Raw genomic sequence first — 18,541 nt, 5'->3', positions numbered from 1 at the left:
AGTTGTCTGGCGATGCGCCCGGTGTACTCGTCGGGCTGCCCCTCGATCTTCGGGCCGACAGGCACGGCGGGCACTGAGAAGATCGAAGCGTTGTCGGTCTCGGACAGCACGGCCACCCCCCCCGGGTGCTCACTCCGCCAATCCCGGCGGAAGTGTCGATAGTGCCGAGGCGGCAACCTTTGCGCCACATGGCAAAAGAAACGAGTCCGACATAGGGGTCCCGAGAAGGAGAAACGGCCGAAAGTCGTCAGTCTTGCGAGGCGGGCGATCCTGCCGTCGCGGCAGTCGTCCGGCGAGCGGTGTCGTAGCCGGGCCTCCGCTTGCAGCAGATCCGCACCCATGTAGATCTGGCGAAGGCATCCCAGCGGCGGCTCAGTCGAGGCAGGAGTAGGTGCCGGCGAGGTAGTCGCCGACTTGCTGGCGCATGCTTGCGTGGATGTCGTACGCGTTGAGGTCGGAGGGATGGATACAACGAACATCGTCAGCTTCGTCGTTGCTGGTGGGTTCGCCGCCGGTGGGGCGGCCGATGTAGGTGTTCTCGCACTGCTCACGGATCTCGCCGTCGGTGTAGGCGACGATGTGTTTAGGGTTGGTGTAGACGCCGAGGAAGCCGGTGATCTCAGCGCTGATGCCGGTCTCTTCAGGGCATTCGCGGATGGCGCACTGTAATACTCAGTCCTGCCCATGCGTCTCCTCCAGCCTCAGACGTCCACGGGTGTGGCCGACCCAGACGGCGTAGAAACTGCGAGCGCAGTCCTCCAACCAGCCGCTGGTCTCTGCCCGCTTGAGGTGGAGGACGCGATTGGCGCTGGCGAGCTGCCGGACACGCAGAGGGTGCCCGGCAGCCAACAGGGGTGCTACTCGTCCGTGGGGGCGAAGAGGTAGCCGTCGGGGGCGAGGATGTCGCGGAGCCGGTCGTATGCGGCGCGGTCCTCATCGCTCATCTGGGGGAGGACGTCGCTGACGGTGGAGCCGTCGGGGACCTGGGCGAGGTAGGGAAGCAGCAGCTTGGGCAGTGCCTCGACGGCTTCCTCGTACTCGCGGTGGTAGTCGACTTCGCGGTTGATCTGGTCAGCGGCGATCATGAACTCCTCCCGGGTGGCGCTGAAGGCGAGGGCCTGCTCAGCCTTGCTGAAGGGCCGGCCGTCGCGGTGTGACCACCTGTTGGTGTCGGGGCGGCGGCGGAAGTCCGCGTCGCACAGCAGAGTGACGACGTCGAGGCGGATGTTGCGGTGGGTCAAGGAACTCCTTGTGAGGTAATTCGGGAAGGGTGTGTTCTTGCGGCGTACTGGGTGGGTGGCGTGGCTGACGCATCGCGTCGGTCGGACGACGGAGAGATCGCTTCGCGCGCTGTCAGGCGGGCGGTGGTCGGGCACTGCTTGGCCCAGGGACCTCCGAGAGGTCCGGTCCCGCCACCCCCGGGGCGGGAGTCGGCGAAGGCGCCTTCGCCGGGCGGCGAAGAGTGTCTTCGCAGATATCTTGCTCCCGCTCGCGGGGGCCTGCGAGAGCAATGCTCTCGCTATATCTTGCTCCTCTCGATTCGGGCGGTGGGTCGACCGTCAGCGACGTGTCCCACCCGTTGCGGGGCTGGTCAGGGCAGCTACGGGTCACCGTCCTGGTACGGGTTGACCCGTCACACCCGTGCCACCCGTCCCACGCTGACCTGCGGCGGGACGGGTGATGCGGGTCGGGGAGGGTCGGCTGCCGGTCAGCGGCGCGGACCCGTACCAGGCGAGGGTGGTGGCGGTGGCGGCCTGCCCGAACCCGGCAATTTGGACCTGGCCTCCGGGAGTGACGTCAGCCGGGCCTGAACGTCACTCCCGGCTGTCTCGGCGAGGGCGAGGGGTAGGGTCGGCTGGGGTTCGGGGACGGTAGGGGCGGTGTGTTCGGGCAGGGGGCAGTAGCGGTTCCAGGGGTCGATGAAATCGGCCTTGGCGTAGCCGCGGCGCTGGGTGCCGTCGGGGAAGCGGCGGTTGGCGGAGTGGATCTCGTAGTCCGCCAGCAGGATCTGGAGTTTGCGGGCGGTCAGTCCGGCCGGGCCTTGTTCGTGCCAGGGCGCTTCGGGGTCGGCGTTCAGGGTGTGCAAAAGCGTCTCCGTGGCCAGCAGGGGTGGGTCGCCGTGCCGGGCGAACGCGGCCCGCAGGTCGGCCAGGATCCGGACCTTGGCACCCCTGTCCTGCTCGTTGCCCTTCTCCCGCTCCGTCATCACCCGGCACGCCGTGCGCGCCCGCTGCGGCCACGCACCGCCGGCCAAGTCGGCTACCGCGACCAGCGGCTCCCACGTGTCCGCTGCCCGGTCCCGCACCGGCATCGCAGGGACCAAGTCGGATGCCTCCTCCAGCAGGGGGACCAGCCAGTCAGCGAGCCGGTCCCGCACGGTCTGCAGGAACGGCACGTCGGTGCGGGTGCGGAAGTCGTCCACGTGCTCGGTCTCCAGGCGCTTTCGCATCCGGATGATGACGGCCCGGTCCATGATCGTGTCGGGCAGGTCACCGATCCCGGCGATCGCCGCCATCGCGAAGGTCGGGAACCTCACCGGCTTGTGCTCCGCCCCCATCACACGGGTGGTGGGGCGGTTGCGCTGGTGGCCGGCGTTGAGCAGCCCTCGCATCTCCTCGTTCTTCTCCGCGACCTTGGCGCTGCCAAAGATGGTGTCGGCTTCGTCCACCAGCAGCGTCGGCGGCTCCTCTGTGATCGACCGGAAGATCGCCGCCGGAGTCGAGTTCACAGTGATGAACGGAGCGTGGACCGTCTCGTGCAGCACGTCCAGCAGCCGCGACTTCCCGCACGCCTTCGTCGGCGCCACGATCGCAAGCCGCGGTGCGTGCTGCCACGCCGGCTGCAGATGTGACGCCGCGATCCACAAAGTGATCGCATCCAGAGCCTCGGGGCTCGGCGGAACCACGTATCGGGCCACGGCGGACCGCAGTTCGTCCAGCGGTCTTGCCCCGTCACCCGACGAACGGTCCGGCGTCGGCTGGTCTGGTCCGCGCGGACCAGACGGCTTCTGGTCCGCCGGTCCGGTCCCCGCGCCTGGTCCGCTGTTCCCCTCCGCTGGTCCGCGGTCCGGTCCCCCGGCTCCGCTGGACTGGTCCACAGCCGCTTGGCCCGGACCGGTCGGTCCGCCCACGTCATCACCGCCGGTCCGCTGACCGGAACTTCCGGTCAGCGCTTCAAGTGCCGGAGCGCCGTGGTCCGCGGTGTCCAGCGTTGTGACCTGCGGGGACCACGGCCGGTTCGCGCCCTGGTCCGAGCCGGTCGCTGGTCCGGACACCAGCCTCTCGTTGCGGGTCCGGTCCGCAGCCTGCGGACCGCCAGTCCGGTCCCCAGCCGCACCGGCGTGGATCTTGTCGGACCAGTCACCGCCGGTCCGCCGGACCAGCCTCCTTGTGGTCCGCTGGTCCGCCGACCGCTCGCGGTCCGGTCCGTCCGCTTCAGCCAGTGGTCCGCTCGTCACTCTGCCTGATCCGCCGGGTATCGCGGCTGGTGGCCACGCGGGTGTCGGGGGTGCGCCGTCGGCGCCTGGGGTCATACGGGGCATGCATCACTCCTCGGAAGGTGGGGTGCAGGCAGGAACGCCCGTCCCACCGGTATTGGTTGTCCAGGACGTCGTGCGGGCTGAAGGAACGGGCCTCAGGCCGCCAAGCCGAGCAGGGTCTGCAACTCGGCAGTCACGACTCGATAGGCGTTGCCCAGCCGCAGCACCCGGCACGGGTACTCGCCCCTCTTCGCCAGCTCGTAGCCCTTGCTGCGGCCCAGGCCCAGTGCCCGGTTCGCTGTCTCCAGGTCGACCGCTGCAGGCAGTGCCAGCAACTCGTCCCGGCTCATTCCCCTGGTTATCGGACGGGCCGTATCGGCCACACCCATGCATAACTCCGCTCGTTTCGTGGAGCTCTCGGCGAACACCGTCTGGTGCTCGTTCTCCCGGCTCCAGAAACAATCATGGTGAAGGTATTGTGTCTCTGTGACACAGATCGATTCCGAAGATGAAGAGGCCGACTACTACGAGGGCGAGGAGGAGAACGACGATGTCCCAGAGTGGACCGATCAAGTCATGGCGACCGTCGCAGCCGAAGTCCGACGCCGCAGGAAGGAGCAAAGCCTGAGCGCACAGGAACTGGCGGACGCCTGCGCGGCGATCGGCCACCCGATCCCCCGCAACGTGATCGCCAACATGGAGTCCGGGCGTCGCTCCGTACTCCCCCTCGTTGACGTCATCGTGCTCGCGGAGGCACTCGATACCCACCCCGCGTTGCTGATCTACCCGTTGGGACACGTCCGCGAACTGCAACGCCTTCCCCTCCAGCACCCCATCTCCCCCTGGGACGCGATGAGTTGGTTCGTCGGAGAATCTGGCGAGGGCCAGGACTCAGCTCTCGTTAACGCTTTCCACGAGTACCGACGACATGAAGCCGTTGCCTTCAACGCGTGGAATGCCATGGGCAACCACCGTCACGAAGCGCGAATCGCCACCGACCCGAAGACGCGCGCACAAGCCCAGCGCGGCGAGGAGCAAGCCATCAGGCGCCTCGAAACAGCAGTCGCCCGCCTGCAGACCACGCGCTCGCGCCTTCAACGCATCCTCGGTCCATCGAGGAACTTGCCCCCCGGACTCGAAATGCTCACCGCCGATATCCCCGACGGAAAGGACTCCATTTGAAGGGCTCCACCCACCGTCGCTGCTACTGCCGCGACCCCGAGACCGGTCGACCGCTCGGCAAGAACTGTCCGCAGCTCGCCACGCGAAAGCACGGCTCCTACTCGATACGCCAGGAGCTCCCGCCCCGCGAAGACGGCACCCGCCGCTCCTTCAGCCGCGCCGGCTACGAAACGCTCAAAGCCGCTCAGACGGACCTCGACCACGTCCGTGCCCTCCTCAGCCTCGCCGACACCGACGACCTGGACAGCGTCGAACGCGTCGCGGCCCTTCTGGAGCGACTGGTCAAGGAAAGGGCGCCGCTGCCCAACGTCGAGGAGATTCGCCGACGCCTCCGTTCCGGGCTCGACCTACGTGGCGGCACAACCGTCGGCGAATGGCTCGACCTCTGGTTCGCCTCCAAGAAGCGCAGGAGGACGACCCTCAACGGCTACGCCTCGCACATCAACGTCCACCTCAAGCCCCGGATCGGCCACATACGACTCGACCGGCTGAACGTCGGCCATCTCGTGGAGATGTTCGACGGGATCGCCGACGCCAACGAGATCATCGCGGCCGAGAACGAAGCCCGCCGGGACCAGATCGCCTGCTGCAGGCCGCGTACGTCCGGAAGGCCGGTAGCCACCGAACGGGCGCGGCTGGCGCCAGAGCGAGCCAAGCTGGCCGGGATGCCGCCCTTCCGTAAGGTAACCGGCCCCGCCACGCAGCAGGCGATACGTCGCACTCTGCGCGCCGCGCTCAACTCCGCCATCGCCCAGCAGCTCATCACCTTCAACCCGGCGTCCCACGTCGAACTCGCCTCCGGACGACGGCCGAAGCCACTGCTGTGGACGGACGAACGCCTAAGGCGGTGGCGGCAGACAGGCGAACTCCCCGGCCCAGTCATGGTCTGGACGCCGCAGCAGTTCGGCATCTTCCTCGACGCCGCCCAGGACGACCGCCTGTACGCGCTATTCCATCTCGTCGGGTTCCGAGGCCTGCGCCGCGGCGAGGCCGTCGGTCAGGACTGGAGCAACGTCGACCTCAAGGCCGGTCTCATTACCCCGGCCAAGGAGATCGTGGTCGACGGCTGGGATCCATACGAAGCCGACCCCAAGACAGACGGTAGCGCCAACACCATCGCCCTCGACAGCCTCACCGTTGCGGCCCTCCGCGCCCACAAGAAGCGTCGGAAGAAGGACCGCAAGAAGTGGGGTCCGGCCTGGAACGACACGGGCAAGGTCTTCACCCGTGAAGACGGCTCCTGGCTCCACCCCGAGACGGTCTCCGAGACCTTCCGCCGCATCCTCGCGACGACCGACCTCCCGCCGATCACCTTCCGCGACCTCCGCCACGTCGCGGCCACTCTCACCCACGCGGGTGGTGGCGACATCCACACGGTGAAGGAGGTCCTGCGCCACTCCACGATCGCCCTGACGTCGGACACGTACACCAGCCTCCTGCCAGAACTCGACCGCGAGGTAGCGGAAAAGGCCGCTGCACTTGTTCCCCGTGCACAGCCTATGAGCGTCAAGGCAACCGCTGTTCCTCCCGCGATCGGCCGCTCCCCGCGCAGGTAGGAACTTCTCGCACACGTGCGCCCCGACCTCGGAGGCGGTCAGGGCGCACGGGCATTCACTTGATGGCGCTTCCGCCAGTCTCGGCCTGTTGCCTGCGTTCCAGCAGCGAAACCACCCGGCTGCTCACCTGTTGAGCGTTGGCTGTGGAGGTGGTTGGTACAGGGAAATCGTTGTCAGGCGTGCGAGCCGCCACGGTGCCGAATAGATACGGCGGTACGCGGCACTGCTCAACCAGTCTGGCCTCGGCGATGCCTTCCTGTGTCAGCAGTTCTACGGCCCTGGGGAGAAGCGACGGCTGCTCGATCGCGCTAACCAAACCTGGTTCGTTCCGGCGCCAGCCGCGGGTCGAAATTGTCGTCATCGCATTGCGGTAGGACACGTCGCTGAGCCGGCCAAGCCAGCGGGCCCGATACAGCAGAGCCTGGATGCTGACGCCCCACTGCTCTTTCAGGCGGGCCAAGACCCGCCAAGCAGTGCCTCCCATCGCGGCTGGCAGTAGGTCACGGATCTGATCGGCAGGCATGAGCAACTCGGCGGCAAAGCGGTGGGCCTGGTCTTCAACGATCCGGCCTCCCGGCTCGGCGTCACTGTGCATGACGAGGTGGCCCAGTTCGTGCGCAACGTCGAAGCGTTGACGGTAGTAGTCCCGCTTGATCGGATTAAGGACCACGACCGGCCGCAGTCGGCTGTCGAACGAGTAGGCGTCGACCGAGGCTGCCTGTGGCGGACTGAAGACCACAAGGACCCCGTGATTCTCCAGCAGCCGCACAAGGTGGCCGGCAGGGCCGGACTCAATTCCCCATTGCTCCCGGACAAACCGCGCGGCCCGCTCTGGGCCGTCGCCGTTCTGGTCATCCACGGACACCGGAAAGCTCGGCACGTCGGGATGAGGGAACTCGACGTGTCGCTCGAGGCTCGCTGCGATGTCCACGGCGAGCTGGCCGTAGGCGAACGCCTGGTCCCGTGCCAGCTGGCTGGTCGAGCGCAGCGAGCGAAAGTGCGGCGTGGTACTCAGCGCCGCAACATCCTCCGGACGGACCGCGAAGAAGCCCGGATCAACAGACAGGCTCAATGCCAGCTGCGCCACCGTGGGAGCAGTGGGCCGTTTGGCCCCTGACTCCCACGCCGCCACGGCAGTCGCACTCTTGTCGACGAGGCCCGCAAGATCACTCTTGCGCAGCCCGGCCAGATGCCGGGCCAATGTCAGCCGAGCCCCGTCGAAGAATGGAGATACCTCCGCCGCGCGGTCAGAGCTGGACGTACGAGGGCTCACTGCCCATCACTTGCGCGGTCATCACGCACTTCTTCTGCCGGACGACGCAGGCGAACTGGGGCGTCCGGCACCGTGTTCGGGCCAGTGGGCATAGGCGCATCGTCGATACGACGTCCGCCGTCGGCGGGCGGGGTCCCCATGAGGTCGTGGCGCCAATGCCAGGCCTGACCACCGCCAGGGTTCAGACGGGGGCGTCCCAAGAGCAGCTCGGACAGTCGGCTGAGCGGATCAAGGCTGTGGGCTACGACGTAGGTCGTGAGGTCAAGTTCCTCTACTGCCGCCAGGGCCGCGATGAGCCCGCCGATTTCCTCCGGCGCGAAGTCCTCGAACAGCGAAGGTTGCGGCGGCTCAGGATTGCGCTGGCGAGCTACCCGCTGCTTCGTCGGGCTCTTCTGCGGCCAAGGAATCTGGCCGAGCTTGCCGTAGGGGCCCGATGCAAGCAGGATGCGGGTCCGTCCACAAGCCCAACCAGGACTACCGTTCAGGTTGGAGCGGCAAACCTGAACGGCGTCCAGCCGAGGCATAGTCTCGATGTCCACTTCGGACAACTGGTCGTACAACACGTCCAGATCAGCGTCGGCGTTGCCGGAGTGCACGGCATAGCGCTCACAGGCGAAGACACGGTCCAACCGGTCCCGGTACAGAGTGAACCTGGTGTTCCCGAGCCAGGCGGCGTCATGCCCGTCGCCCTCGGAGTACGTCTCCAGCGACCGAGCGGTGGCTGACACATGCGCCCAGCGCAAGGCAGCCAGGACCCCGGCGCCGCCGAGCTCCGCGATAACATCCTCTTGTTCGCTCACGGTGAGAAAGCTACACCATAACCAGTAATTCATGTGCCAGACTCAACCGTATCGGCGCGCCTGAACATCGAACCACACTGCGCCGCCCGAACGAAGTGAGGCTGCCAAGGTGCGCGCAACCAAGCGTGAGGTGGACGAAGTCCGTGAGTACGTCGTGGGCCAGGCCGACGAGGAAGTCGTCCACCTCGAGAAGGTGGCATCCGAGTTGGTGGGACCAGTACGTCACGACATCTGGGACGTGCACTGTCCGGACAGCCGGTGGTGGGTGGTCACCAACCCCACCAACCTCTACGACCAGACGGACTTCAAGAGCCGTGACGTGGTGCTGACCTTCCACATCGGGCTGATGCTTCGCGTGGAGTACGCGCAGGAGCGCGACGTACCGGTCGCGCCCGGCTCTGCCGAGCTACTGCCTGGTTCTTGGCGGCGCTGGCAGCAGGCCTTCGACGCATACGACAGTGGCGACGAGGCGGAGACCTTCCAGTCGGTGGGCGTTCGACTCCGGGAGTGTCTTGTCTCCTTCGTCGGCGAGACTCACGACGATGCGCTGGTGCCCGCCGGGCAGACGCCGCCGAAAGCAGCCGACTTCAAGGGCTGGACCGATCTGCTGGCTAACAGCATGGCGCCAGGCGACTCATCGGCTCGACTTCGCTCGTATCTGAAGAAGCTAGCGGTAGAGACGTGGGAGTACGTCAACTGGCTGACACACGCTAAGAACGCGGTACGGATGGACGCCGAGATTGGGCTGAAATCGGTCGAGCACCTGCTCGGCATGTTCACGGCAGCGCGAATCCGGTTTGGGACGACTCCGATGCGGTGTGGGGCGTGCGGTTCGTACAAGGTTGTAGCCGGTACCTGCCGACACTGCCAGTGGGGTGATCCCTCCTACGTCCCGCCTGGGCTGCATGAGTGGTCCGAGGAGGAACAAGCTCGGCGACTGGCGGAACCGTGCACGCCAAGCTCGGAGATCTCGACGTTCATCAGCCCGAACGACTTCTAGCAACCGCTGAGGGAAGCGCCTTCATGCCTACTTGTCCCTTCTGCGGATCCACCGGCAAGCTGACCGCCGAGCATGTCCTCGGGGACTGGCTGTCACGGACTGGCCTGGACTTGAAGCCCGTGCCTCATGGAGCCGGTCCACTGAATCGGGTCGGACAGGAACTCGGCGTACGTCCGCCCTTCCGTCAAACAGTGCGCGTCTGCGCCGACTGCAACAACGGATGGATGAGCCGCCTTGAAGAAGTGGCCGGGCGGATCCTGCGGCCCTTCATCATCGGCGAGCCCGGGCAGATTGAGGCCCAAGACATGGGAGCAATCGCAGCGTGGATCCAGAAGACAGCGCTAACGGCCATGCTCGTCTCGTCCGAAGACCAACGGAACGCTGGCTACGGACTCCCTTCGTCCGAGTATCGGGAGCTGCGAGGACTACTACGGGACGAGGTGCAGCCCCTCCCAGCCAGCCAATTCTGGATAGGACGGCACGAAGGGGTTCGTGGCTGGTCGGTTCGGGTGACGCCGCTGATCGTAACTGCGCAGGGGCTACCAGAGCCGCAGCAGCCTCAGGGCTACGCCATGACCGTCGTGCTCGGACAGGTGATACTGCACGGAGTGCGGTTTACGACGCCGAGCCTGCAGGTCGAATTGACCACGCGGCATCATTTGCCACAGCTATGGCCAACAACGGGGCCAGTCACATGGCCTCGCGGAGCGCCTGTGGTTGATGCGGGCTTTCTGGGCTTCGCAGGGGGCAAGGACCTGCAGTCCACCGAGCATCAGATCCAGGTGCTGCCGTGGAAACCCGCAACCGACCTACCCCAGAGCAGAGCCGTCGACGGCATGGTGGAGCTGCCCGTCGCCTGTGGCCAACACATGGTCTACTACCCCGCCAGGCTGGCGGACGAGGCCGTGCACGGCAGGTTCTATGCGTTCGGGACAGCGTGTGAATGCTCCACGGCCTACATGATCCACACCGAGCCTGACGGTGCCCATTGCAAGGCCATAGGCACGGCCGAAGGCATCAGCAACTTGTACGAGAACCTAGCGGGCGAGGAGATCATGATCCGTGATCAGCATGGCTGGTTTCTCTGTAAGCGATTGACAACCTCTGAACTGTTTGAGGAGAAGAGGCCCTCATGATGCGTCGTACGCCTTCCGCCAAAGTCGCCAGCGAGGGAGTAACCCGCGTCCAGCAGGCCATCGAGACCAAACTGGGCTGGCTGTTTCGTAACCAGCCCACCGAGGACTACGGCATCGACGCCCATGCCGAGATTGTCGACGGAGAGGATGTACGCGGCCGACTCCTAGCGCTCCAGATCAAGAGCGGCGAAAGCTGGTTCAAGCAGTCAGGCCCGGGCGGCTGGTGGTTTCGGCCCGACACGGAGCATGTGCAGTACTGGCTCAATCACTCCCTGCCGGTCGTAGTGGTGCTCTTCCACCCGGCGACGCAGCGGTGCCACTGGCAGTTGGTGGACCGAACGACGCTGCAGGAAACGACCGCCGGCAGCTGGAAGCTGCTGGTACCGGAAGCCCAAGTGCTTGACGAAGGAGCGGCTATCCCCCTCCACGCCGCAGCCGAAGGCGATCCGTACGTCCTGCGTATTCGGGAGCTGCAACTGGCGCGCCCATGGATGGAAAGGCTGGCCCAAGGCGAACGGCTGGTCATCCACATCGAGGAGTGGGTCAACAAGACCTCAGGACGCGGGATGATCTCGCTCGGAGTGGACAACGAGGATGGCAATGATCCCGAGGAACTCGTGCGCTGGCACATCATGCTCGGTCTCGCCAGCTACGCCGAAGTAGTGCCGAGGCTATTCGCCTGGGCAGATGTCAGCATGCACGAGGAGACGTACGGCGACGCTGAGCACGACGAGTACGAAGCCGAGTACGTGATCTTCGACAGCGAGGGAGAAAATTTCGACAACTTCGACATTGAACGCGAGAGCGACTGGCAGAGGTTTCAGGTGGCAGAGAAGTTACGCCCATACGCAAATGGCGCCGGCGAGGTGGATTTCTGGCGGCTTGAGCTGAGGCTGAACGAGCTGGGCAGGGCGTTTCTGCTAGTCGACAAGTTCGGGATGGAGGGCGGGAGGCAACTCGTGCGCTAACCCCAAGCAGCCCCATCGACCTTGCACGCTACGGTGCCCGGGTGGACGACGAAGCGATCATCAAGCTGTCGCATGACCAGGCGTTCGTACTGTCTCACTGGTTCTATGAGGTGGAGAACTCTGGTGAACTCGACGCCATCGTTAGGGACAGGGCGGTCTGGTCCCCACTGCATGCCATCTCAGGCGCGCTCGAAACAACCCTGGCGGAAATGTTCATGCCGGACTACTGCCTCCGGCTGGAGGAAGCAAGGGAGCGTTTGGTGACTGCCACCTATGGCGACTCGGTCGAGGCACCAGGCGCCGACGCCGCCTCGTAACCGGGACGCTCCACGCACGCACGCCAGGGACCAACACTGGGAAAACTTGATGAGCCGGTCGTGAGTCCGCGCCGCAGCCGATACCGGCCGACCGCCCCCAGCCTGGTCGGCCAGGTCTGCCGATCACCGTGCCGACCCGCCGACCGTACAGCCGCTCACGCATCGCTCACGCACGGCCCCCGGCTTGCCGGTGTCCCGGCCATCTTCCGACGACCGGGACACCATACCCGCAGGTCAGCGGCCTCCAAGGAGGCCCGACCCGGTAGGCCGTGTGGGACTCGAACCCACAACCAATGGATTAAAAGTCCACTGCTCTGCCAATTGAGCTAACGGCCCGCACGCCGAAGCATAGCTGGGACCTGGGGCAGGCTCCGAGTCATATGGGGTCAGGGGGGTGGGGGACCGTCGGAGGGGTGGGCCCGCCGACCCCTCCGACGGTGCCCCACCTCCCGGCCTCTCAGCTCACAGCAGCGCCTTGTACGCCTGCCAGCCCCAGCCGATCTTCACGCGGGGCGTGAAGGTCCCGTCGCCCTTGCCGTCATAGCGCCACAGATTGCCGTCGCCGTCGCGGGCCACGAGGTCGTTGCGACCGTCACCGTTGAGGTCGCCGGCGCCGACGATGGCGTTGTAGACGTTCCAGCCCCCGCCCACCCGCTGGCCGGGGCCGACGATGTCCATGTTGCCGTCGCTGAAGTACCGCCAGAGAACGCCTGCCTTGTCCCTGGCGAGCACTTCGCTGCCATAGCCATAGCCGTTTTGGGCGTTGGGGTTCTGCGCTCCGACGAGGGTGTCGTAGACCTGGTAGCCGTAACCGATGTTCCTGGGGGGAGCGAACGTCCCGGCGCCCGTGCTCGCGTAGGAGAAGAGATCGCCCTTCGTGTCGCGGGCGATGAGGTCGGGCCAGCCGTCGTTGTTCATGTCGCCCGGTGAGACGAGGGAGTTATAGATGTTCCAGCCGCCGCCAATCACGTGGTGGGGGCTGCTCGGGGTGAACGCGTGCCCGGGCGTGCCGTCGTAACGCGTGAGGTGGCCGGAGGCATCGCGCACCAGCAGGTCGCTGGGGCCGTCGCCGGTGAGGTCGCCGGTCGGGATGAGCAGGGACGTGGAGGGCCAGCCCGAGCCGGACGCGCTGGTCGCCCGCACCCCACCGGGGGCGGTCCCGGTGCCGGGCCGGACGTCGAGGCGCCCGGTGGAAGTGAGCGCCAGCACGTCTCCGGCACCGTCACCGGTGTAGTCGTGGGCGGGCCCGGCGTGGCCGATGACGGGGACCGTGCCGGTGGTGGCCGCTGGGGATCCCTGCCCGTTCGCGGGCGTGAGGGTCAACGTCCAGGTGTAGTCGCCGTTGGCGACAAGTCGCCCGGCCGGGTCTCTGCCGTCCCAGACCGCGGCCACGACACCCCGTGCGGCACCGCCGGTCAGCGTCCGCACGATCGTCGACGTGCCCTTGCGCCGCAGGTCGACGCGCCACGAGGCGACCGGGCCGCTCGTCGTCCACTGTGGACTCCAGCCGCTCGTGAAGACGTTGGCGGTGGTCGTCGTACCCGTGCTCGACAGCACCGCGATCGGCGACTGCGGCACGCCGGACGGCACCACATGCGTGGCGGCCTCCGCGTCCGAGTACGCCAGGAAGCCGCGGTACTTGTCCACGGTCCAGGTGATGTTGCGGTCGTCGTCGTACGGTCCGGCGGGCAGATCGGCCACCTTGCGGTCGGCGGCAGCCGTACCGGCGTGTACGTCGGTCAGCAGCAACTGCCCGTCCGCGTGCCGCAGTACGAACCCGTCGCCCAGCAGGGCGTGACCGGACGGCACACGCACCGACTTGCCCGACGTGCTGTCCCACACTCCGGCCGGACCGTCCGCGCTGCACGACCAGTACAACCAGCGGCCCAGCACCTGCAACTCCTGCGGCACGCAGGGCGCGTCGGTGGTGACCGTCCTGGCGCCAGTGCCGTACACAGTGTTCTCAGACGTGAAGCGACCCGCTGTGGTTGTCGCCGTCCAAAGGGTGTCGCCCCACAGTGCGGCCGCCACGATAGGCCGCACTCGGTGCGTGGCCTCGGTATTGGGGCTCAGGAGGTACTGCTTGCCATCGGAGCTGTTGTCATAGAGCACGAGGTCGCCACTGGCCGAGACGATGCGGCCGCCAGGCGGCCCGATGGGGGTGTTCCAGCTGGGACCGGACGTGTTCATGTACGCGTGCCCGATGGGGTCGATCCACGTGTACGCGGCCCCCGTGGCGCCGCCCCCGTCGACCAGTTCGACGCAGCGGTCCTGGCCGCACCGGGGAATCTCGTCGTCCCACAAGGAAGGGCGGCTCATTCGGTCAGTGGTGGCCGGTGGTTCGGGGGTCTCGGCGACCCCCACATCGGCCTGTGTGCCGTCGGCCCCCGTCTCCTCGTCGGAGGCGTGGACCTGGACACGACGGAGTTCGCCCCGTGCGAGGGACAGGCCGACGTTCTGCGGATGGGCCGTGGTGAACGGCTCCAGCACCACCGGCGGTCCGCCATCCGCCGGAATCTTGTAGGTAGCCCATGTCTCGGGCGCGGGCTGGGCATCGACAAGCCCGCCACCGTCGGTCGCCGTGCGCACTGCGCCGGCGGCCGTCAGCAGGACGCTCGGCGTTGTGCCGTCGAGCGGCACCGAGTAGAGCGGGCGGCCGGATGCGGTGTTCAGCGGGGAGTTGATCCCCGCCACGATCAGTGCGGAGTCGGTGAGCGCCATCGAGAAGTTGCCGAGGGCGCCAGCAGGCACGCTCAGGTTGCGCGGCGCCGCCTGTGGATCGTCGACGCTCCGCAGGACGGCCGTCCCGTCCCGGTGGCCCCAGCCGAAGTCCCGGTGGCTGAGCAGCAGGCTGCCGCCCGTGGGGCCTGTGTACGTGACGGTGGCCTTGTCGGTGTCGATGAGCACCGACTCCGGGGAACTGCCTGCGGTCTGCAGGAACAGCCTGCCCGGTACGGCGGCGGTCGCTACGAAGGAGTTCGACACCCCGGCCGACTGCCAACCCTGCACGGGCTGGTCGGACAGGCCACCGTCAGGATCCGGCGCGTACAGATGCAGAGCCGCGCCCGAGGCCCCGTCGGTTGCGCCCTTGACAGGGACAAGAACCGCCAGCGACCAGCCCTTGGACGTCGGGACGATGTCGAGGAACTGCGCGCCGGTCGCCGAGGCCGGAAGCGCGTAGGTGGTCCAGCTGGCCGCTGCGGCGTCGTACACGCGCAGTTGGCCGGGGTCGGCGAGAATCCACATCACGCTCGTCCCGCGCCCATCCGCAGACATCCGCACGGCCTCGGCGCCGAAGTCGTGGACGGCGCCGCCGTCCGCCGGGTGCCACACATCGTGCCGCTTGTGCACGCCGGAGAAGTCCTGCTCGTCCTCCAGCAGATACCCGTCCGCCCCCGCACCCGCCACCGTCGGCCCGACCGGCGCCGTCACGAAGGTCGACGGAATCGTCACCTCCCCCGACGGCGCGGTGTCCGCGTGCGCGAGCTGGGGCAGCGGGCCGGTGGCGGCCACGACGGCCGCGAACGCGGCCACCAGCCCCCGCCGGAGCGCGGCCGAAGGCGAGGTCCGGCCCATGGTCGTACGCATCTCGAAGTCCTTCTTCCGCAAGGCGCTCACACGAGCGCCTTGTACGTCTGCCAGCCCCAGCCGATCTTCACGCGGGGCGCGAGGAGTCCGTTGCCGCGGCCGTCGTAGCGCCACAGAACGCCCGCGCTGTCGCGGGCGAGGAGGTCGTTGCGGCCGTCGCCGGTGATGTCGCCGACGCCGACGATCGCGTTGTAGGTGTTCCAGCCGGAGCCGATGCGCACCCGCGGGGCGAGGAGGCCGTTGCCCTTGCCGTCGTAGCGCCACAGCACCCCGGACGTGTCACGGGCCAGGAGGTCGGGGATGCCGTCGCCGGTCAGGTCCTGGGCGCCGATGAGGGAGTTGTAGGTGTTCCAGCCGCCGCCGATCCGCACCCGGGGGGCGAAGAGGCCGGTGGTCTGCCCGTCGTAGCGCCACAGGACGCCGGAGGCGTCACGGGCGAGGAGGTCCGGGCGTCCGTCGCCGGTCAGGTCGCCGGGGGAGGTGAGGGCGGTGTAGATGTTCCAGCCGCCCCCGATGAGCGTGTGGCGGGAGGTGGGGTCGAGGAAGGCGCTGTAGCCGCCGTCATAGCGGGTGAGCCTGCCCGCGGAGTCGCGGACGAGCAGGTCGTTGGTGCTGGTGCCCTTCTGGTCTCCGATCGGGATGTACGTGGAACCGGTGGCCCAGCCGGAACTGCGCCAGTAGGAGACGCCCGCGACGCCGCCGCTTCCCGTGCCCGTGCGGAGGTCGAGGCGGCCGGACGGAGTGAGGGCGAGCAGGTCGCCGATGCCCTCGTCGCTGTAGTCGCGCGGGGCCTGGGCGGACCGCCGTCGGGCGAAGGCGCTCGTACGGCGCATCGCCGGGCCCACGCCGTCGGCAGGGGCGACGGTCAGCGTCACGACGTACGGGCCGTCGTACACGATGTGCCCGGCGTCGTCCTTGCCGTCCCACTCGGCGGTGATCTGGGAGCGTTCGGCGCCACCGCTGATCGTGCGGACGAGTGCCCCGCTCCCCGCCTTGCGCACCTCGTACTTCCAGGAGGCCGCCGGGCCCGAGAGCACCCACAACGGCGCGTCGAACATGCCGCTCATCAGCGTGTCGAGCGGGGAGGACGCGGTGCCCGACGGGATCAGGTGGATGATCGCGTCCGGGGCGATGTACGCGATCTGGCCGCGGAACTTGTCGACGGTCCAGGTAACCCCGCGGTCGCCGCCGGGCAGCGTCGAGGCGGGCAGCGCGGCCACCGTACGGGTCGTACCGGTGCGCACGTCGGTGGCCTGGAGCGCGCCACCGGGGTGGCGCAGCACGAAGCCGTCCCCGAGCAGGGCGGGACCCGCGGGTACGGCGACCGACTTCTTCGCCGTGCGGTCGTACACGCCCGCCGGGCCGTTCGCCCCGCAGGACCAGTACAGCCAACGCCCCAGCGCCTGGACGTCCTTGATCGCGCAGGGCGCGAGTGTGGTGACCGGCGACAGGGCGATCGGCCCTCTCGTGTCGTCGCTGCGCAGGTCGGTCTGGGCGACCTGCCCCTTCGTGCCGGTCGCGGTCCACAGCGTGTCACCCCACAGCGCCGCCGGGGCGATCGGCCGGGTGAGCAGCACCTTCCGGTATCCGGGAGAGATCACGTACTGCTTGCCGTTCGAACCGCTGTTGTAGAGGTCGGTGTACTCGCTCTCGTCGACGATCCGGCCGCCCGTGGAGTCGAGGGGGACGCCTTCTTGCCCATAGCCGTACGTCGTGCGGACGGTGTCCTTGCCGTCCGCGGTCCGCTGGACGTACGCCGTGCCGTACGTCCAGCTGCCCGCGGCGAGTGCCACCGAGCAGTGGTACTCCGCGTCACAGGTGTCGGTGGGCTGCCCGGCGAGGTAGCGGTAGGTGAACGGTGCGCCGGGCTGCGGGACGGGACCCACGCCGACGTCCAGGCCCTGGAGTTGACCGGCGAAGGAGCCGTTGTCGTCCGGGATGCCCTCCATGTACGTGAGCCTGCCGCGTGCGAACGCGAGCCCGTAGCGCACCGGCTTGAGGACCTTGTTGGGGTGGAAGTCCGTCGGGGCGCCGCCGGACGGTGCGATCCGGTAGGTGTCCCAGCCGTCCGCACCCGAAGCGGCGTACACGAAGGCGCCGCCGTCGGACGTGGCCTGCGGCCCCGCGGCATCCGCCAGCATCACGGTGGCCGGGCCGCCGTCCAGGGGCACGGCGTAGAGCGGATCCTGCTGCCCGTCCTCGTAGCCCGCCTCGTGCCGGACGGCGAGCAGCGCGCTGTCGGTCAGCACCACGTCGTAGGCGGTGGTGTCGGCGTGCGCCTCGGGCGGGAGTGTGACGGTACGCGGCGCGGCCTGCGGGTCCTCCATCGAGTAGACCTGCGCCGTGCCGTTCGCGTACGTGGCGAACGCGTCGCCGGTGTAGCGGATCACGGGGCTGGCGCCGGTGCCCACGGACTCGTTCGCGGTGTACGTGACGGCGCCGGTGGTCGGGTCCACGAGGCTGAGCCTGGCTTTCCCGTCGACGGTGTTCACCAGGACCAGCCGCTTGGCCGCCTCTCCGGTGGGCGCCACCCTGGCAGCGGGCACGTTGTGCGTCACGCCGGATAGCGGGACCTCCCTGAAGGCGTCCCCTTCCGCGGCCAGGAGATGGTAGTCGTAGCCGGTGAGATGGCCCGCCGCGTCCACGTTCGTGGTGGCGGCGGTCACGGCCCAGCCGTCGGGCGTGCCTGTCGCGTTCATCACGGCGAAGCCGGTGGGCAGCGTGAGATCGGTGGCCGTGCCCGTCGCGGGGTCGAGCAGACGCTCGGTCCTGGGCGACGGCTGGTAGGCGACGCGCTCGGTACCGTCGGGCAGGCGCACCGGATAGAAGCCGCTGTAGGACACGCTCAGCGCCCGCGTCGCCCCACCGCCGTACGGCACCCACGTGTAAGTGTTCGCCGTGTCGCGCACGTAGCCCGTGGCCCCCGCCAGCCACACCCGGTCGGCGGGGCTCGGACGCGCCTTGTTCACCGGCGGGATCGCCACGTCGTACGCCCCGGGAGCGGCCGGTGTCTCCGCCGACGCCTCCCCGCCCACCACCCCGAACAGGGGCGCCGCCAGCGCGAGCGAAACCGCCGCGGCGAGCCCGCCGCGGACAACGGCGCGTGCCGCCACTACTGCCTCCAGTGCTACTGCTTCAGAGGAGGCGGCATTCCGGCGGCGCGGCAGCGACTGCCGCGCGACACGCTGGACTGCTGATACGAGAAGCCCCCGGCCCCCCGGCCCCGACCCCCGTCGCCCCCCG

13 protein-coding genes, 1 tRNA gene and 1 pseudogene are annotated in these 18,541 nt (G+C 68.0%); 6 read left to right on the top strand and 9 right to left on the bottom strand.

The window, feature by feature from the left end:
• Positions 1-372: 372 nt before the first annotated feature.
• The 4 genes and pseudogenes from AB0M29_RS37065 to AB0M29_RS37050 all read right to left on the bottom strand — a co-directional run.
• Positions 373-666, bottom strand: a pseudogene (locus tag AB0M29_RS37065) (NUDIX domain-containing protein); the annotation flags it as partial.
• Positions 667-857: 191 nt separating this feature from the next.
• A complete protein-coding gene (locus AB0M29_RS37060) occupies positions 858-1,241 on the bottom strand; it encodes a hypothetical protein (RefSeq protein ID WP_365391078.1) in 384 nt (127 codons plus the stop codon).
• Positions 1,242-1,708: 467 nt separating this feature from the next.
• Positions 1,709-2,938 (bottom strand): DUF3631 domain-containing protein, encoded by a 1,230-nt coding sequence (locus tag AB0M29_RS37055; RefSeq protein WP_365391082.1) that lies wholly within the window; start codon positions 2,936-2,938, stop codon positions 1,709-1,711.
• Positions 2,939-3,633: 695 nt separating this feature from the next.
• Positions 3,634-3,867 carry a hypothetical protein gene (locus tag AB0M29_RS37050; RefSeq protein ID WP_365391076.1) on the bottom strand — a complete coding sequence of 78 codons (234 nt, stop codon included), beginning with the start codon at positions 3,865-3,867 and terminating at the stop codon, positions 3,634-3,636.
• Positions 3,868-3,964: 97 nt separating this feature from the next.
• On the opposite strand from AB0M29_RS37050, the gene AB0M29_RS37045 reads away from it, so the two are divergent.
• Entirely contained in the window at positions 3,965-4,660 is a 696-nt protein-coding gene (locus tag AB0M29_RS37045) for a helix-turn-helix transcriptional regulator (RefSeq protein WP_365391074.1), read from the top strand.
• Positions 4,657-6,216, top strand: a complete 1,560-nt coding sequence (locus AB0M29_RS37040) for a site-specific integrase (protein ID WP_365391072.1) — start codon at positions 4,657-4,659, stop codon at positions 6,214-6,216. Before AB0M29_RS37045 ends, AB0M29_RS37040 begins: the two co-directional genes overlap by 4 nt.
• 55 nt (positions 6,217-6,271) lie before the next feature.
• On the opposite strand, the gene AB0M29_RS37035 is transcribed toward AB0M29_RS37040, so the two are convergent.
• Both AB0M29_RS37035 and AB0M29_RS37030 read right to left on the bottom strand, forming a co-directional pair.
• Positions 6,272-7,303: an ImmA/IrrE family metallo-endopeptidase gene (locus AB0M29_RS37035; protein WP_365391070.1), complete on the bottom strand. Its 1,032-nt coding sequence runs from the start codon at positions 7,301-7,303 to the stop codon at positions 6,272-6,274.
• A 182-nt stretch (positions 7,304-7,485) separates the two neighbouring features.
• A complete protein-coding gene (locus AB0M29_RS37030; RefSeq protein ID WP_365391068.1) occupies positions 7,486-8,289 on the bottom strand; it encodes a hypothetical protein in 804 nt (267 codons plus the stop codon).
• Positions 8,290-8,398: 109 nt separating this feature from the next.
• Here AB0M29_RS37030 and AB0M29_RS37025 point away from each other — a divergent pair, with 109 nt between their 5' ends.
• From AB0M29_RS37025 to AB0M29_RS37010, 4 genes are all read left to right on the top strand, one after another.
• Positions 8,399-9,289: a hypothetical protein gene (locus AB0M29_RS37025; protein WP_365391066.1), complete on the top strand. Its 891-nt coding sequence runs from the start codon at positions 8,399-8,401 to the stop codon at positions 9,287-9,289.
• Positions 9,290-9,513: 224 nt separating this feature from the next.
• Positions 9,514-10,425 (top strand): hypothetical protein, encoded by a 912-nt coding sequence (locus AB0M29_RS37020; RefSeq protein ID WP_365391064.1) that lies wholly within the window; start codon positions 9,514-9,516, stop codon positions 10,423-10,425.
• Positions 10,422-11,393: a DUF4365 domain-containing protein gene (locus tag AB0M29_RS37015; protein ID WP_365391062.1), complete on the top strand. Its 972-nt coding sequence runs from the start codon at positions 10,422-10,424 to the stop codon at positions 11,391-11,393. Before AB0M29_RS37020 ends, AB0M29_RS37015 begins: the two co-directional genes overlap by 4 nt.
• A gap of 41 nt (positions 11,394-11,434) precedes the next feature.
• Positions 11,435-11,710 (top strand): hypothetical protein, encoded by a 276-nt coding sequence (locus AB0M29_RS37010; protein ID WP_365391060.1) that lies wholly within the window; start codon positions 11,435-11,437, stop codon positions 11,708-11,710.
• A 263-nt stretch (positions 11,711-11,973) separates the two neighbouring features.
• Here AB0M29_RS37010 and AB0M29_RS37005 read toward each other — a convergent pair.
• From AB0M29_RS37005 to AB0M29_RS36995, 3 genes are all read right to left on the bottom strand, one after another.
• Positions 11,974-12,046 (bottom strand) — tRNA-Lys (locus AB0M29_RS37005).
• A gap of 126 nt (positions 12,047-12,172) precedes the next feature.
• Positions 12,173-15,328 (bottom strand): FG-GAP-like repeat-containing protein, encoded by a 3,156-nt coding sequence (locus AB0M29_RS37000; RefSeq protein ID WP_365391058.1) that lies wholly within the window; start codon positions 15,326-15,328, stop codon positions 12,173-12,175.
• Entirely contained in the window at positions 15,325-18,411 is a 3,087-nt protein-coding gene (locus AB0M29_RS36995) for an FG-GAP-like repeat-containing protein (RefSeq protein WP_365391056.1), read from the bottom strand. The genes AB0M29_RS37000 and AB0M29_RS36995 overlap by 4 nt, the downstream gene beginning before the upstream one ends.
• Positions 18,412-18,541 lie beyond the last annotated feature (130 nt).

The organism is Streptomyces sp. NPDC051976 (assembly GCF_040680795.1).
Lineage (GTDB): Bacteria > Actinomycetota > Actinomycetes > Streptomycetales > Streptomycetaceae > Actinacidiphila.
This window is presented reverse-complemented; position numbering and strand designations above follow the sequence as displayed.